Annotated in this window: 16 protein-coding genes and 1 riboswitch; of the genes, 8 read left to right on the forward strand and 8 right to left on the reverse strand. The window is 38.4% G+C overall.

Annotation, left to right across the window (positions count from 1 at the left end; translation table 11 throughout):
- Positions 1–35: 35 nt before the first annotated feature.
- Entirely contained in the window at positions 36–2,741 is a 2,706-nt protein-coding gene (gene acnA, locus QNH17_RS15815) for an aconitate hydratase AcnA (protein ID WP_283873431.1), read from the reverse strand.
- A gap of 329 nt (positions 2,742–3,070) precedes the next feature.
- Here acnA and sspO point away from each other — a divergent pair, with 329 nt between their 5' ends.
- A complete protein-coding gene (sspO, locus tag QNH17_RS15820) occupies positions 3,071–3,223 on the forward strand; it encodes a small acid-soluble spore protein SspO (RefSeq protein WP_283873433.1) in 153 nt (50 codons plus the stop codon).
- Between the two features lie 160 nt (positions 3,224–3,383).
- On the opposite strand, the gene QNH17_RS15825 is transcribed toward sspO, so the two are convergent.
- Positions 3,384–3,653, reverse strand: a complete 270-nt coding sequence (locus QNH17_RS15825; RefSeq protein ID WP_144548069.1) for a hypothetical protein — start codon at positions 3,651–3,653, stop codon at positions 3,384–3,386.
- A 112-nt stretch (positions 3,654–3,765) separates the two neighbouring features.
- On the opposite strand from QNH17_RS15825, the gene QNH17_RS15830 reads away from it, so the two are divergent.
- Positions 3,766–3,903, forward strand: coding sequence for a small acid-soluble spore protein P (locus QNH17_RS15830; RefSeq protein WP_098576451.1), 138 nt, complete (start codon positions 3,766–3,768; stop codon positions 3,901–3,903).
- Positions 3,904–4,755: 852 nt separating this feature from the next.
- On the opposite strand, the gene selA is transcribed toward QNH17_RS15830, so the two are convergent.
- A complete protein-coding gene (gene selA, locus QNH17_RS15835; protein ID WP_283873435.1) occupies positions 4,756–6,168 on the reverse strand; it encodes an L-seryl-tRNA(Sec) selenium transferase in 1,413 nt (470 codons plus the stop codon).
- A gap of 171 nt (positions 6,169–6,339) precedes the next feature.
- Between selA and QNH17_RS15840 the strand changes: the two genes are divergently transcribed.
- The gene (locus QNH17_RS15840; protein WP_283873436.1) at positions 6,340–6,738 is read left to right on the forward strand and encodes an Hsp20/alpha crystallin family protein; all 399 of its coding nucleotides are present in this window, start codon (positions 6,340–6,342) and stop codon (positions 6,736–6,738) included.
- 99 nt (positions 6,739–6,837) lie between these two features.
- Here QNH17_RS15840 and QNH17_RS29895 read toward each other — a convergent pair whose 3' ends face one another.
- Positions 6,838–7,077: an Rdx family protein gene (locus QNH17_RS29895; RefSeq protein ID WP_349632544.1), complete on the reverse strand. Its 240-nt coding sequence runs from the start codon at positions 7,075–7,077 to the stop codon at positions 6,838–6,840.
- A 129-nt stretch (positions 7,078–7,206) separates the two neighbouring features.
- Between QNH17_RS29895 and selD the strand changes: the two genes are divergently transcribed.
- A complete protein-coding gene (gene selD / locus QNH17_RS15845) occupies positions 7,207–8,274 on the forward strand; it encodes a selenide, water dikinase SelD (protein ID WP_481858526.1) in 1,068 nt (355 codons plus the stop codon).
- 80 nt (positions 8,275–8,354) lie between these two features.
- Here the strand turns inward: selD and QNH17_RS15850 are convergent, their stop codons facing one another.
- Positions 8,355–9,299 carry an L-threonine 3-dehydrogenase gene (locus QNH17_RS15850; protein ID WP_283873438.1) on the reverse strand — a complete coding sequence of 315 codons (945 nt, stop codon included), beginning with the start codon at positions 9,297–9,299 and terminating at the stop codon, positions 8,355–8,357.
- A gap of 49 nt (positions 9,300–9,348) precedes the next feature.
- Complete coding sequence (locus QNH17_RS15855; protein ID WP_283873439.1) at positions 9,349–10,539, reverse strand: glycine C-acetyltransferase; 1,191 nt, start codon at positions 10,537–10,539, stop codon at positions 9,349–9,351.
- A 323-nt stretch (positions 10,540–10,862) separates the two neighbouring features.
- Here QNH17_RS15855 and QNH17_RS15860 point away from each other — a divergent pair, with 323 nt between their 5' ends.
- Positions 10,863–11,150: a hypothetical protein gene (locus QNH17_RS15860; RefSeq protein ID WP_283873441.1), complete on the forward strand. Its 288-nt coding sequence runs from the start codon at positions 10,863–10,865 to the stop codon at positions 11,148–11,150.
- Between the two features lie 138 nt (positions 11,151–11,288).
- Here the strand turns inward: QNH17_RS15860 and QNH17_RS15865 are convergent, their stop codons facing one another.
- Positions 11,289–12,287 (reverse strand): NAD(P)H-dependent flavin oxidoreductase, encoded by a 999-nt coding sequence (locus QNH17_RS15865; protein ID WP_283873443.1) that lies wholly within the window; start codon positions 12,285–12,287, stop codon positions 11,289–11,291.
- Between the two features lie 215 nt (positions 12,288–12,502).
- Positions 12,503–12,604, forward strand: a riboswitch (purine riboswitch).
- A 133-nt stretch (positions 12,605–12,737) separates the two neighbouring features.
- Here QNH17_RS15865 and QNH17_RS15870 point away from each other — a divergent pair.
- The 3 genes from QNH17_RS15870 to QNH17_RS15880 all read left to right on the forward strand — a co-directional run bounded on the left by QNH17_RS15870 (position 12,738) and on the right by QNH17_RS15880 (position 15,363).
- Positions 12,738–13,331: a xanthine phosphoribosyltransferase gene (locus tag QNH17_RS15870; RefSeq protein ID WP_283873444.1), complete on the forward strand. Its 594-nt coding sequence runs from the start codon at positions 12,738–12,740 to the stop codon at positions 13,329–13,331.
- Positions 13,331–14,635 (forward strand): nucleobase:cation symporter-2 family protein, encoded by a 1,305-nt coding sequence (locus QNH17_RS15875; RefSeq protein ID WP_283873446.1) that lies wholly within the window; start codon positions 13,331–13,333, stop codon positions 14,633–14,635. Before QNH17_RS15870 ends, QNH17_RS15875 begins: the two co-directional genes overlap by 1 nt.
- Positions 14,636–15,057: 422 nt before the next feature.
- Entirely contained in the window at positions 15,058–15,363 is a 306-nt protein-coding gene (locus tag QNH17_RS15880; RefSeq protein ID WP_283873447.1) for a hypothetical protein, read from the forward strand.
- Between the two features lie 411 nt (positions 15,364–15,774).
- Here QNH17_RS15880 and QNH17_RS15885 read toward each other — a convergent pair whose 3' ends face one another.
- The gene (locus tag QNH17_RS15885; protein ID WP_283873449.1) at positions 15,775–15,993 is read right to left on the reverse strand and encodes a spore germination protein; all 219 of its coding nucleotides are present in this window, start codon (positions 15,991–15,993) and stop codon (positions 15,775–15,777) included.
- Between the last annotated feature and the right edge of the window lie 65 nt (positions 15,994–16,058).

Consider the following 16,058-nt stretch of genomic DNA (forward strand, 5'->3'; position numbering starts at 1 on the left):
AAACACCATGCCAAGTGGCATGGTGTTCATCTGTCTTAAGCTTGTAATTTTTCACGTAGAACCATTGGAAGAATTCCACCGTGACGGTAGTAATCAATTTCAACTTCGGAGTCAAAACGAACAAGAACTTCAAATTCTTTCTTGTTACCTGCTTCGTCAGTTGCAGTTACTTTTAGAAGATCACGTGGTTTTACATCTTCGCCAACTTGAACATCAATGGTTTCTTTACCAGTTAAACCAAGTGTTTCAGCGCTTTCGCCCTCTTTAAATTGAAGTGGAAGCACACCCATAAGCACTAGGTTTGAACGGTGAATACGTTCGAAGCTTTCAGCAAGAACCGTTTTAATACCTAAAAGGTTAGTTCCTTTAGCAGCCCAGTCACGTGAAGAGCCCATTCCGTAATCTTTACCAGCAAGAACAATTAGTCCAGTACCGTTTTCTTTGTACTTCATGCAAGCATCATAAATTGATGTAACTTCACCAGTTGGCCAGTAAGTAGTGAAACCACCTTCTGTACCTGGTGCGATTTGGTTACGAATACGAATGTTTGCAAATGTTCCGCGCATCATTACTTCGTGGTTACCACGACGAGAGCCGTAAGAGTTGAAGTCACGAATCGCCACGCCTTTTTCAAGCAGATATTTACCTGCCGGCGTATTTTTACCAATAGCTCCTGCTGGTGAAATATGGTCAGTTGTTACAGAGTCACCGAATTTACCAACAACACGAAGTCCTGTTAATGGCTCAACAGTTCCTGGCTCTGGTGATAAGCCTTCAAAGAACGGCGGGTTGGCAATATATGTTGAATCTTCATCCCAAGTATAAAGTGGCTCATTGCTTGTTTTGATTTCGTTCCAACGCTCGTTATCTCCAAACACGTTCGCATATTCGCTGCGGAATAATTCAGGAGTAACTGTACGTTTAACTACATCATTAACTTCAGCAGTTGATGGCCAGATATCCTTGAAGAATACATCGTTTCCATCTTTATCTTTACCAATTGCTTCAGAAGCGAAGTCGATGTTTACAGTACCAGCAAGGGCGTAAGCAACAACTAATGGTGGTGAAGCAAGGTAGTTTGCTTTAACAAGCGGATGAATACGGCCTTCGAAGTTACGGTTACCAGAAAGTACTGATGTAACTAATAGATCGTTTTCAGCGATTGTTTTTTCAATTTCTTCTTTTAATGGACCGGAGTTACCGATACATGTTGTACAGCCGTAACCAACTAGGTTGAAGCCGATTTGCTCTAGGTATGGAAGTAAGCCAGAATCACGAAGATATCCAGTTACTACCTTAGATCCTGGTGCTAAAGAAGTTTTTACGAATTTTGGAACTTCCATTCCTAATTCAACAGCTTTCTTCGCAACCAAACCAGCACCTACTAGTACGTACGGGTTAGATGTATTTGTACAGCTTGTGATCGATGCAATCGCAACTGCACCAGTTTTAATAGTAGTTTCGTCGCCATTGTTAAATTTAACTGTAGCGGACTTATCAAGTTCATCTGCTTGTAAGCCAAAGCCTTGGTTTCCTTGTGGTGCAGAAACAGCTTTTACGAATTCTTCTTTCATTTTTGAAAGTGGAAGTAAATCTTGTGGACGTTTAGGACCAGAAAGATTTGCTTCAATTTCAGAAAGGTCGATTTCAACTACGTTTGTGTAAACTGGCTCAAATGAAGGATCAAAGAATAAGCCATTAGCTTTGCAGTATTGTTCAACCACATTAATTTGATCTTCTTCACGGCCTGTTAAGCGTAAATAAGCAAGTGATTCATCATCAATTGGGAAGAATCCGCATGTTGCACCGTATTCTGGAGCCATGTTAGCAATTGTTGCACGGTCAGCAAGTGGAAGTACAGAAACACCAGGGCCAAAGAATTCAACGAATTTACCAACTACACCCTTACTGCGAAGTACTTGTGTTACTTTTAATGCTAAGTCTGTTGCTGTTGCTCCATTTGGAAGTTCGCCTGTTAACTTAACACCAACAACTTCAGGTACTGGGAAATAAGAAGGCTGTCCTAGCATACCAGCTTCAGCTTCAATACCGCCAACGCCCCAGCCAAGAACACCAATTCCATTGATCATAGTTGTATGTGAATCTGTTCCTACTAATGTATCTGGATATGCTTCTAACTCGCCATCAACTTCAGCCACGTGAACAACATCAGCCAAGTATTCAAGGTTTACTTGGTGAACGATACCTGTTGCAGGCGGAACTGCGCGATAATTGTTGAATGATTTTTGTGCCCAGCTAAGGAACTGATAGCGTTCTGCGTTACGTTCAAATTCTAGGTCCATGTTCACACGTAAAGAATCAGTGGAACCATACGCATCAACCTGAACAGAGTGATCGATAACAAGGTCTACAGTTTTTTCTGGATTAATTTTGTCTGGGTCCCCGCCTAGGTCAGCCATTGCTTTTCTTAAAGAAGCAAGGTCTACCACTGCTGGAACTCCTGTGAAGTCTTGAAGGATTACACGTGAAGGCTTGAATGGAACATCCACCTCTTTAAGTTCAGCTGTTCCCCATTTAGCTAAGTTTTCAACGTGCTCTTTTGCAATTACGCGGCCATCATATTGGCGAAGTACAGATTCAAGTAAAACTTTTACTGAGTAAGGCAATTTAGAAACGTTGCCGATTCCTGCCTCTTCAAGTGCACTTAGACGGTAATAGTGATAACGTTTACCATTGGCTTCAAAAGAAGCTCGTGCGTTAAATACATCGTTTTTAACCATGTGTTAAAAACCCCCTCATTCGTCATAATTCACCAAAATAAATGAAAAGTCGAAAAGTTTGAATTTTCCCATCCGTCTTAACTTTTCTCACAATTCTTATCTTAATACAACCGAATTCATAAGTAAATAACAAGAAAGTTATTGTGATTGATAAGTTTTTCTTATGTTTTTCTATGTATTTTGTTCTGAAAATTCAAAAAACATCATCTGTGCTAATGTAGATGTAGGTTGGGAAAAAACGAAATTTTCACTATTATTATCTCAAAAAAACTTTTCTTTGTCATTATTTTTGCTATGCAGGAAATAGTAAGTTGTAGGAGGTGATTACAATGGTGAAACGAAAGTCTAATCATGTAATTCCAGGGATGAATGCAGCCAAAGGCCAAGGAAAAGGTGCCGGCTTTAATGAGGAATTTGCCAGTGAACCTGAATTAACTGCCAAAGAAAAAATGAATAACAAAAAACGGAAAAAGAATCAATAGTAAAAAGCGGAACCGCCTTGCTCAGGGACGACAGGCATAAGACGAGCCGGTGAGAAGGTTGTTTTTTAACCTTCTTGACGGATTGGCTTATGACCCCGAGTCCCTAGGCGCTGCAGCTGGATTCAGAAAAGGAAAGCAGGCGATATCCCGCCTGCTTTTCTTATTCCACTTGATTGACTTCTGATACCATGGTTGATAAATCCTGTTGAAAACGCTCTAATTGTGCCCGTTGATGTTCTGATGCCACTTCCATGGCATTTGAGATCTGCTGGTAGGCTTCATTTACTTCATCTTTAAGATGCTTCAGTTGATGGCCGTAACTCGCACTATCACTCACGATGGTCTCATATAATCCTTGGGCATTTTCATACCCTTGCTGTGCTGCTTGAAATGCTTGTTGTTTATCTTTGTTGTAAGGAAACTTTTGCATTTGCTTCATTCACTCCTTCATTTTGTTTACCGTTAAATTGCACAGAACTTCAAAAAATATACGGTATAAAAGGACTTAATGACTGCATCCTAACATATAGGAGGGATGAAAAATGAACAAAAACGATGGCAAAGACATGAGAAAAAATGCACCAAAACAATCCGGTCAGCCTGAGCCGTTAAGTGGTTCTAAAAAGGTAAAGAATCGCAACCATACTAGAGCCAAACATAATACACATCATGATATGTAGAATCGCATAGAAATAGTTTAGATAAAGAGTTCGGTTTTGAAGTGCTTTTCTGAACTTTTTAACCGAAATAACAAATATAGGACGCAAAAAGTCGCCACTTCACATTGGCGACTTTTCTTTACAAGGCAGATGAAGACCAAATCTTCTTTATAGGCCAGAGGAAATGGTTATCATAAAGGCAATGAAGACCAAACCACCTTGATAAGACAAAGGAAATGGTCATCATAAAGGTGATGAAGACCAAACCACCTTGATAATCCAGAGAAAATGGTCATCATAAAGGCGATGAAGACCAAACCACATTGATAATCCAAAGAAAATGGTCATCATAAAAGCGATGAAGACCAAATCCTCTTGATAGGCTAGAGAAAATGGTCATCATAAAGGCGATGAAGACCAAACCACCTTGATAAGCCAGAGAAAATGGTCTTCATAAAAGCGATGAAGACCAAACAACCTTGATAAGACAGAGGAAATGGTCATCATAAAAGCGATGAAGACCAAATCTTCTTTATAGACCAGAGAAAATGGTCTTCATAAAGGCAATGAAGACCAAACCACCTTGATAAGCCAGAGGAAATGGTTATCATAAAGGCAATGAAGACCAAACCACCTTGATAAGCCAGAGAAAATGGTCATCATAAAAGCGATGAAGACCAAATCTTCTTTATAGACCAGAGAAAATGGTCTTCATAAAGGCAATGGTGACCAAACCACCTTGATAATCCAGAGAAAATGGTCATCATAAAAGTGATGAAGACCATTTCCTCTTGATAAGCCAGAGAAAATGGTCTTCATAAACGTGAAAAACGAACACCCTACTAATATAAAGCTGGGTTTATTCCTATATTATCATTCACTAGCGTCAATTAAAGATTGTAGAATGTGCCCTTCTTCCTCAGGTGTCACTGTTCGTAAATCAATGATAAATTCATCTTTTTGGATCCGTCCGACAATAGCCGGCTTCACTTCTGTTCGAAGTTTCCTTCCAAGCTGTTCCGCCGTCAAAGTACAGTGTTTCAAAGCGATAACCATAGTTGGAAGCTCCACATCAGGCATCGTTCCCCCACCCACTTGACTGGTTGCCTCAGTAATTTTTGTAACATATTTTCCAGTATTTTGTAATAAATTTGTAACAAAAGACTTTGATCGAACGTCTAATTCTTCAAGAGATACTAATAAATCTCGAAGCGTTGGAATATTTACCAGTCCAGTTTCACCGCGTGCATAATCAATTAATGTTCCTTCTAATGCCGCTAACGTCATTTTATCGACACGCAGCACGCGTGCCAATTGGTGTTTTTTCAAGCGGTCGATGATTTCTTTTTTACCAGCAATAATCCCTGCCTGTGGCCCGCCAAGGAGCTTGTCTCCACTAAAAGATACAACATCTGCCCCTAATCCAATGACCTCTTTTACGACAGGTTCCTCACCAATTCCATGCTTCCTGAAATCGTATAACGCACCACTTCCGAGATCTTCATAAAAAATGACATTTTCCAAAGGTTTCGTAAGATTAACAAGCTCTTCCGTTTCGACCGTTTTGGTAAAACCAATCACTTTAAAATTACTCGTATGAACTTTCATGACAATCGCTGTGTCTGGGCTGACTGCTTTTTCATAATCAGATAGATGCGTTTTATTGGTGGTGCCTACTTCAACTAGGTTGGCCCCACTCTCTTCCATGATCGAGGAAATTCGAAATGAGCCCCCAATTTCAACAAGCTGCCCTCTCGAAACAATGACTTCTTTTTGAGCTGCTAGGGCTCTTAAGACAAGATATACGGCAGAAGCATTATTATTAACCACCATGGCTGCTTCTGCCCCAGTGATTTCTTTAATTAGGGCTTCAACATGACTATGTCGTGAGCCTCTTTCGCCTTCAGATAACTTATACTCAAGATTGGAATAGTTCCTCGCTGTCTCAATAACATGGCTGATTGCGTTTTCGCTCAATCTAGCCCTTCCTAAATTCGTATGTAAAATCGTTCCTGTCGCATTGATGACTTTTTCAATTGTATAAGAATAATGTTTCTTTATATTTGATTCAAGGATAGAAAATAGGTCGTCAAGAAAATCGTTGGTACCTGGTCTAGCACCCGGCCAATTATCATAAAAAATTGCCCCCCTAATGGTTTCAAGACAATCTTTAAGTTGTTTGGTCAAATTCAATTGATCCAGCTGACTTTCTTTCAGCATTTTCAAAAACCTTTGATGATTTTGAAGTTCGTGAATCGCTGGGATGGAACGTAGCCATTCTTTCAAGGTAAAAACTCCTTTATCCATCGTTCTATTTCTATAATTTATACCCAGTATAAGAGCCCATACATGATTGTAATTAGTAAAAGGGGCGCTTCTGCATGTCCCAATTATAGCATATCATTTTCACATTTTTATCCCTTATGAATAAAATGAAACGAGCAAGGGGGATTAATTATGTCAAAAAAGAAACAACTGAAAAATCAAAGCTTTGACTTTGACGAAGTGGAGAAATGGCTGGAAAGTTATTTTCTCGATCCACTTACATCCTATTTTGATGCAACCCAATTTCAAATCGATCTGTATGAAACAGAGAAGGAATGGATTGTCGAGGCCATATTAAGTGATTTTGAAACTTCTGAAATAAAGGTATATATAGAAGGAAATAACTTAGTGATATCTGCGTCTAAATACCCCCCTTCCATGAAACAACAGAAGCGTGTACGGACCATCAACTTTCCGTTTCTAGTCGTAAATCAGACAGTTTATGCAACTTTTAGTAATGGAATATTAGAAGTTTTCATATCAAAAACAGATAGATGTAGTGGAAAAAATAGGTACATTACCATGCCTTAAATTCAATATTGTGGTATTTTTTTTTACACCTCAGTTGACATAACATTATTATAATAATAAAGTAGCCCCCTAATCCTTTTGGACCAGAGGGCTGCTTTTTTATTTTTTTGAAATGATTTCGATCATTTCGTCTGTATCCGGGAATACTCCCGTTTCAAGTTTGGAATAGATCTTCTCCCCATTCACGGTCACTTCAAATGCGCCGCCCGAACTAGGAATGAGTTCTAACTTTTGAATATCTCTAAAAAAATGATTAAATAGCTCTTCCGCGAAACTCGCGGCTTTAGGTGCGTAGTTTCATTGCATGCAAAATTCTACAATAATATGGTAGTTCTTCATAAAAAATGCCTCCATTTTATGTGGGTTTACTACACCAAGATAGTGTTAATATTTTAACCTATTCCCGCTTTCACTACAAATTTTTTGTCTATTCGTGCGGATTTACAGGGAAAGAGTTATACTATAAAAATGGAGGTGGACACGTTGAGTGAACATGATAAAATACGCTTGACCTCTTTGTCAACAAAAGCTGGTTGAGGCTGCAAAATTGGTCCTGAGGACCTGGCGCAAGTTTTGCGTCATTTACCGAAACAAGAACCTGTTCCAGAATTATTAGTGGGACTTGATACATCTGATGATGCTGGGGTCTATCAATTAACTGACTCCATCGCACTAATTCAGACCGTAGATTACTTCACCCCTATTGTGGATGACCCTTATATGTTTGGACAAATCACCGCTGCAAACGCATTAAGTGATGTTTATGCAATGGGCGGAGAACCCAAAACAGTCTTGAATATCGTCGGCTTCCCGATTAAAAAATTGGGTGCTGAAATGCTTTCAGACATACTGCGTGGCGCTGCTGATAAAGTAAAGGAAGCCGGAGCGATTACCGTGGGCGGTCATTCTATTGATGACCAAGAACCTAAATTTGGATTATCCGTAACTGGAATCGTCCACCCAGATAAAGTGTGGAAAAATATCGGTGCCGAGCCAGGTGATGTCCTTGTATTGACTAAACCAATTGGTGTTGGAATTATTACTACAGGCATTAAAAGAAGCGTGGTAACGCCAGAACAGGAACAAATTGTGACTGACACCATGGCAGCGCTAAATAAGGTAGCAGCTGAAGAGTTATCAGATTTTCACCCTCATGCTGTCACAGATATAACGGGATTTGGACTACTTGGTCATGGAAGTGAAATGGCGCGCGGCAGTAATGTCAGCTTTGAATTCTCACTCTCACAAGTACCTGTATTAGAAGGTGCACTAGAATTAGCTAAAAATGGTGTAGTTCCCGGTGGTTCGAAGGCGAATCATAAATGGTTAGCGGAGGATGTTTTCTATGAGGAGATCCTTCCTGAGGAACAACTTCTACTTTGCGATGCGATTACTTCCGGCGGTTTGTTTATCGCTCTCAGTGAGCAGGAAGCTGCTGAGTACGTGGACAAACTTCATGCAAGTGGATTAGCTTATGCTTCAATTGTAGGAAGAGTTACGGAGAAAAAGGAAAAATATATTTATGTGAAAAGATAACAGCGAAGCCCTGAGGGTTCGCTGTTTCTTTTTTTACTTAAAAAAATATCCCGAACCATTTCGGCTCGGGATTATTAAGATTATATCTTCTGACGTAGTTTTTCCACCATGTCCTTTGTCATTTTATCCAAATCAAATGCGTATTTAAAGCCCCATTCCTCTTTTGCTGCTGTAGCATCAATAGAATTCGGCCAACTTTCTGCTATTTTTTGACGGTCTGGATCTACATTATACGAAATTTTAAATCCAGGTACAAACTTAGCGATGGAAGCAGCAATTTCTTCTGGATCAAAGCTCATTGCCGTAACATTAAAAGCATTGCGATGGATTAATTTAGAGGAATCGGCCTCCATTAGGTCAACAATCGCATTCAAGGCATCAGGCATATACATCATATCCATATAAGTACCTTTATCAATGTAAGAAGTGTATTTTCCATTTTTGACTGCTTCATAATAAATTTCAACCGCATAATCAGTGGTTCCCCCACCAGGAAGTGCGACATAGGAAATTAATCCAGGAAAACGTAAGCCACGGGTATCGACTCCAAATTTATGGAAATAGTAGTCAGACAATAATTCCCCTGCCACTTTATTGACCCCGTACATCGTAGTTGGTCGCATAATTGTATCTTGAGGGGTGTTGTCTTTTGGAGTTGAAGGCCCAAAAGCACCAATCGAACTCGGTGTGAAAAATTGTGCTTTTAGTTCCTTGGCCGTTTCAAGTCCATTCATCAGCCCGCCCATGTTTAAATTCCATGCAAATACCGGTTTTGCTTCCGCAGTGGCTGATAATAATGCGGCTAAGTGCATAACTGTATCAACTTTGTATTTTTTAGCTACTTCCACCATTCGGTTTAAATCTGTTACATCAATAGTCTCAAATGGGCCGCTTTGAGCAGCTTCACTGTCATTCTTTTTGATATCTGTCGCAATAACGTTATCCGCTCCATAAATGTCTCGCAGCTTTAAAGTTAATTCTGATCCAATCTGCCCTAAAGCACCTGTGATTAAAATACGCTTCATCGTCGTTTCTCCGTCCTCTTCACTTAGGTTAAAAAAATGTAACTATATATTAGATAACACCCATTTCCTTACCTACTTTTTCGTATATTGCAATCGCACGATCGAGTAATTCTTTTGAATGTGCTGCTGTTGGCATGTTACGAACACGACCGGTCCCTTTTGGTACTGTTGGGAAAACAATGGCCTTTGCATAAACCCCTTCTTCATACAAACGTTTGCTGAATTGTTGAGTAAGTGCTTCATCGCCAATAATACAAGGTGTGATTGGTGTTTCACTGTCACCAATATTAAAACCTAACTCTTTTAAACCTTTTTTAAGATAATTGCCATTCTCCCATAGTTTCTCGTTAAGTTCCGTGCTTTCCATTAGGATTTCAATCGACTTCTTGCTAGCTGCCACATCTGCAGGAGTTAGCGAAGTTGAAAATAGGAATGGGCGGCTACGAACTTTTAACCAATCTATAAGATTCTTTTTACCCGCTACATATCCGCCAACTACACCAATTGCTTTGGATAATGTGCCAATTTGAAAATCAATTTTATCAGAAAGACCAAAATGCTTGACAGTCCCTGCCCCGTCACCAAGGACACCTGATCCATGGGCATCGTCAACATAGGTGATTAAGTCAAATTCTTCAGCAATCTTAACGATTTCGGGAAGCAGAGCAATATCGCCATCCATGGAGAAGACGCCATCGGTGATCACCATAATTTTATTGTAAAGACCTGACTCTTTTGCTTCTTTTGCTTTTGCACGTAAATCTTCCATATCTGAGTGATTAACACGGATGATTTTTGCTTTTGAAAGACGACAGCCGTCAATAATCGATGCATGGTTTAATTCATCCGATAGAATCGCATCATTTTTATCCATAACAGCGGAAATGGCTGCCATGTTGCAATTAAATCCAGATTGATAGGCAATTGCTGCTTCCGTATGTTTAAATTCAGCCAATTTTTCTTCGAGTTCCACATGCAGTTTGAGTGTTCCGTTGATCGTACGGACCGCCCCTGCACCAACACCGTAGGTTTCAATGGCCTCTTCAGCAGCTTTTTTCAAACGTTCATCGGTTGCTAAACCTAAATAGTTATTAGAAGAAAGATTAACAAGTTCTCTTCCGTTTATTGTGATAACCGGACCATTCGGGCTTTCTAGTGGATCAATGACATTGTATAAGCCTTTTCCCTTTAAATCCTCAAGATTTTCATTTAAAAATTGCTCCAAAATATGACTAGACATTCTTTATACCCCCTAATTATTTGGACCTTTAATGTCAATTGCGGAAAAACAGTTGTCCGTTTCAGGTGGACGTTTATTTGCTGTTAAATAGCGGTATTAAAGGATTCCTATTGTATACTTTATCATAAATTTTTAAAGTTGTTCATATATAGTGGACAAAAAAGAAAAATATTTTTTATATCCTTTTAGAATACCCAAATCAAAATAATGTTATTTTATAAAATAATTCACTAAACATTAACTTAAAAATAGATTTCTTTTCCGTTATAATGGTTTCTTAAAGAAGTTATGATCTCGATTGCTTTTAAGAAAGGATGTCAACCTTGTCATTTTTATATTCTGTCTTGTACACACTTATCCTTGGTGCTGTATTTATATTTTTATTTATCTTCGCCTACGATCTCCTTTATGGTGAAAAACAAGAAAAGCAAACCAAGAAACTACATAAATATTTTCAAAAAGAGACCATTAAGAAGATCGACGTACTCGAACGTCAACCTCGGAAATTCACCATGTATCAAGTGACAACAAATAATGGAATTCAAAAGATTAAAATGAAACCAGGTTATAAGGTGATTAAAATCGTCTCAAAGGAAACAAAGAAGAAGTAACTGACCTTCGCTTTGGTCCTCACATAGAAGGCCGTTTTGTATGTGATTGCTATATTCCAATCACATATACACCAATTTGACGTAAAAAACGCTCAGCCAAATCATGCTGAGCGTTTTTTACTTTTCATTTAGTTAGTATTAATTTACTGACACGGAACTAAATTTTCCTGCATTCCGATTGAGATTTTGTAATGCCTCTTTGTATTCGCTTTCTAAACTATTAATTATTTCGGACACTGATTCAATTTTATTGATGGCTCCGACGCCATGGCCGGCTGACCATATATCGCGCCATGCTTTCGCATTTGTTTCCCTTTGCATACTATCAAAGTTAACCTGATCTTTTTTGACCAGAGTCCCGGGGTCCAATCCTGCCTTTTTAATACTAGGTACCAGCATATTACACATGACGCCGGAGAAAGCATCAGTTAATAGGATATCTTCTTGTGTGGATTCAACGAGCATTTCACGATACTCATCATTAGCCATACTTTCGGTAGCCACGATAAATCTTGTTCCCATATAAGCTAGATCTGCACCTGCAGCTTGTGCAGCTAGTATCCCCTTGCCTGTAGAGATAGAACCTGCCAGGACAATAATGCCATCCCAGAAGTTGCGAACCATATCCACAAAGGCAAAGTTGTTAATTTGTCCAGCATGACCTCCTGCCCCGCTAGCCACTAATATCAGGCCATCGACACCAGCTTCTGCCGCTTTTTTCGCAAATTTCAAATCACTAACATCTGAGAATACGAGCCCGCCATATTCATGCACAATATCAACGACTAATTTCGGACTTCCTAAAGAGGTAATCACCAATTGCGGCTGATGCTTTTTAATCAATTCAAGTTCTGCCTGCAGGCGGCCGTAGGAACTATGTACAACCATGTTCATCGCCCATGGTGCAATCTTTCGGTTGGGTTCGAGGGCCCGTGCCTCATCCAACTCTGCATTTAATTGCCCCATCCACTGATCAAGAACTTCAATGGGTCTTGCATTTGGAGCAGGAAAAGAACCAATTACTCCATTCAGACAACAATTTTTTACGAGTTCGGTGCCTGACACCAAAAACATCGGGGCTGAAATGGCTGGTAATTTCATTTGGTTCCACCAGGAATCTGGAATAGATTTCTTCATAGTACTCACCTATCCTTTATTTTAGAATTTTCAGAATTAATTTTCTCTTTAATAGTAACTGAAAATGAATGGTTATTCAATATTTGTGTAGTTCTTTTATTTATACCTGTTAAAACGCTTACTGAGCACGAACAATTTTAATTTTAAAAACCATAATGTTCGTTTTTTGCAAAAAAATGATTGATTTCCTCTTTTTATGTGCTTTATAATGTGAATAAATTCATATCCGTTTCACTCATATAATCGCGGGGATATGGCCCGCAAGTTTCTACCAGATTGCCGATAACAGTCTGACTATGGGTGAGTAGTGGGAAGATCTCCTCTTTTTAAGATGTGTATTACTTCCATTACCTTTTGGACTTATAGCCCAAAGGTCATTACTTCACTCAATTATTTTATGGTGAAGCTATGACTTTTGGGCTTTTATATTTTTATAAGGAGTTATCATTCATGAGATTACTAGAAGAGAAAATTAGTGCGGATGGAAAGGTTTTATCAGATCATGTGTTAAAAGTTGATTCATTTTTAAACCATCAAATCGACCCGCAATTAATGCTAGAAATTGGAAAAGAGTTTGCTAGAATATTTGCTGATGATGGAATTACCAAGATTGTAACAATTGAATCTTCAGGCATAGCCCCTGCCGTTATGGCCGGTTTATATTTAAACGTTCCAGTCATATTCGCACGGAAAAGAAAATCGTTGACGCTAGTCGATGATTTACTTACAGCGTCAGTCCATTCATTTACAAAAAATGAAACAAACGAAATTTCTGTTTCTAACAAATACTTGAATGAAAGTGATCGAGTCCTCATCATTGATGATTTCTTAGCTAATGGAGAAGCTGCACTTGGTTTAGTAAAAATCGTTCAACAAAGCGGTGCGAACGTTGCTGGAATTGGCATTGTCATCGAAAAATCCTTTCAGCATGGTGCCCAAAAATTGAAAGACTTAGGTTTAAGAGTTGAATCGTTAGCGAGGGTTGCCTCACTTTCAAACGGAGAAGTGACATTTATCAATGAAAATGTGGAGGAATTAATCTAATGAAACAACATCCTTTAAAAATTACCTCACTTGGAATTCAACATGTATTAGCCATGTATGCGGGTGCTGTAATCGTTCCACTAATTGTTGGAGGAGCACTTAAATTTTCAGGAGAACAATTAACCTACTTAGTATCGATTGATATCTTAATGTGTGGGATTGCAACTATTTTACAAGTTTGGCAGAATCGCTTTTTTGGTATTGGCTTACCTATTGTCCTTGGTTGTACCTTTACAGCAGTTGGACCAATGATTGCCATTGGCGGACAGTTTGGGATTTCTGCTATCTACGGTTCGATTCTTATTTCTGGACTTATAGTCATTGCTATTTCCCAATTCTTTGGAAAGTTAATAAAGTTCTTTCCACCGGTTGTTACTGGCTCTGTTGTTACTATTATTGGGATTACACTTATCCCTGTCGCAATGAATAACATCGCTGGTGGACAAGGTAGCCCAGATTTTGGCAGTCTTTCAAATATCAGCTTAGCTTTCGGAACGTTGCTATTTATTATCTTCCTTTACCGTTTTACAAAAGGTTTTATTCGTTCCATTTCCATCTTACTTGGATTAATTGGCGGTACATTAGCTGCAACTATTATGGGAAAAGTAAATTTCTCTGCGGTAGCTGACGCTTCATGGTTCCACATGGTAAAGCCATTTTACTTTGGAACACCTACCTTTGAATGGACTCCAATCATTACGATGACTCTCGTTGCCATTGTGAGCATGGTAGAATCAACTGGTGTTTATTTCGCCCTAAGTGATATCACTGGGAAAAAATTAACGGAGAAGGATTTATCAAGAGGTTATCGTGCGGAAGGTCTCGCCTCAATCATCGGTGCCGTGTTCAATGCATTTCCTTATACTACCTACTCTCAAAATGTAGGCTTGGTCCAACTCTCAGGAGTAAAAAGTAATAATGTCATTTATGCAATGGGCGGAATGTTAGTATTTCTTGGGTTTATTCCGAAAATCGCGGCATTCACGACCGTTATTCCAACACCCGTACTTGGTGGTGCCATGGTGGCGATGTTTGGAATGGTCATTGCCTATGGAATTAAAATGCTTGGAAACGTAGATTTTTCATCACAAGAAAATCTTTTAATTATTGCATGTTCTGTCGGGATGGGTATGGGCGTAACGGCCGTACCGGATATGTTTGCCCACCTGCCAGAAGGAGTGAAAATCCTTACTAGCAGCGGCATTGTAACAGGAAGTTTAACTGCTATATTTTTAAACATTGTATTCAATTTAACAAAATCAACAAAACAAGTGAAGCAAATGAAGGAACAAAAAGCAGCTTAAATAACTTCTTATATCCGGCATATTGAGACCAAAAATATGTAGGTATGATGCTTATTTTGATGCTTGCTTGCATTAGAAGTGTACTTATAATTGATAAAGATCAGATGTCCTCGTGATGTCTGGTTTTTTTATTTAAACTAAAAAAGCACCGAATCAGTATATGTCATTAAAGATCATTCTCCTCCTTTAGAGTTGATTAATTGCATAAGACCTACATTTTAAGCTAATTACGTTAAATCGTTTGTAAATTGGTGAAAAATTATGTAAAGGGTAAATGGTTTCTCGATCGTTATTATGGGAAAGTCCATGTTATTGTTGAGTTGTTGTTAATTCCCTGTTAAGAATCACGCCAATGTATTCTTCTATCCCTTTACATCGAATAAAATTAATCTGTAAATATTTTCTTAGGAGGCATAATGTATATGGCATATCTAAAAGATAAATTTACTGTTAATGATATAAAAGAATTAGACCGAAGGCTTAATCGTATTTATTATCATGCTACACATGGAATCACCCTTACAAATTCCGGGGTTACAGAAATTCAGTTATTGAATGTAATTGACCATCTATGTAGAACATCTGGTATGCTATGTGACTTGATCGAACAACAGTTGGAAGGAAATATTGAAACTGTCGATCCTTATGGATACATTGATCGGAAGATAGGTTCTGCTGAAAATGGGATTGAAAACTTCTTAAAGGTTAAGAAAATTGATTTAGATTAATCTCTAAGGAGAATATAAAAGGACTCCTTTTTTGATTTACGATTCGGCTTTCAAGCAATTACACCAAGAAGTGATTTGGGCTAATTGCCTCTTAGATAATAGAAAAATAATGTTAAAGGACGATACTAAAAAAAAGGTATCGTCCTTTCTTTTTTCTATCAGGAAATGTATGCCTTTTTTTGAATAATGAGGGAATATTTTTCTTCTAGTATCTAAACAATAATTATCATTTTATTAGCATCATTGACAGTTGCTTCTAATTATTCCGAACATTATTTAGAAGGGAGTAAAATAATTCCAATATATTTACATTTCCCTCTTCAAAATATTATTCCGGTATCCCTGCTCGTCATCGCATATTTACGTAATTCTGTAAAACCTTCTAAATGATTATCAAAAAAGCGATGCCATTCAAAGCATCGCCTTAATAATTTCCAACAGATCTGTTATGTTTCTTTTTGTTGTGGAACTTACTCTTGACCTCGAAGTTGTCTTTGTTTCTGTATTATCACTTCCAGAACCAGAATTTTCCGAAGTGATCGTTATCGGACTAATACAAACAGCACCGCCAAAGTTTACAATCCCTCCAGAAATGGTACCAATTGAAATTCCCTCATGATTGATTGCCAAACTATTCACCCCTTCCCCTCTTTTTTACTATTATATGGACAAGGTTATTCATTTGTTTAAACATC

This window comes from Neobacillus sp. SuZ13 (assembly GCF_030123365.1).
In the GTDB taxonomy this organism is placed as follows: domain Bacteria; phylum Bacillota; class Bacilli; order Bacillales; family Cytobacillaceae; genus Neobacillus.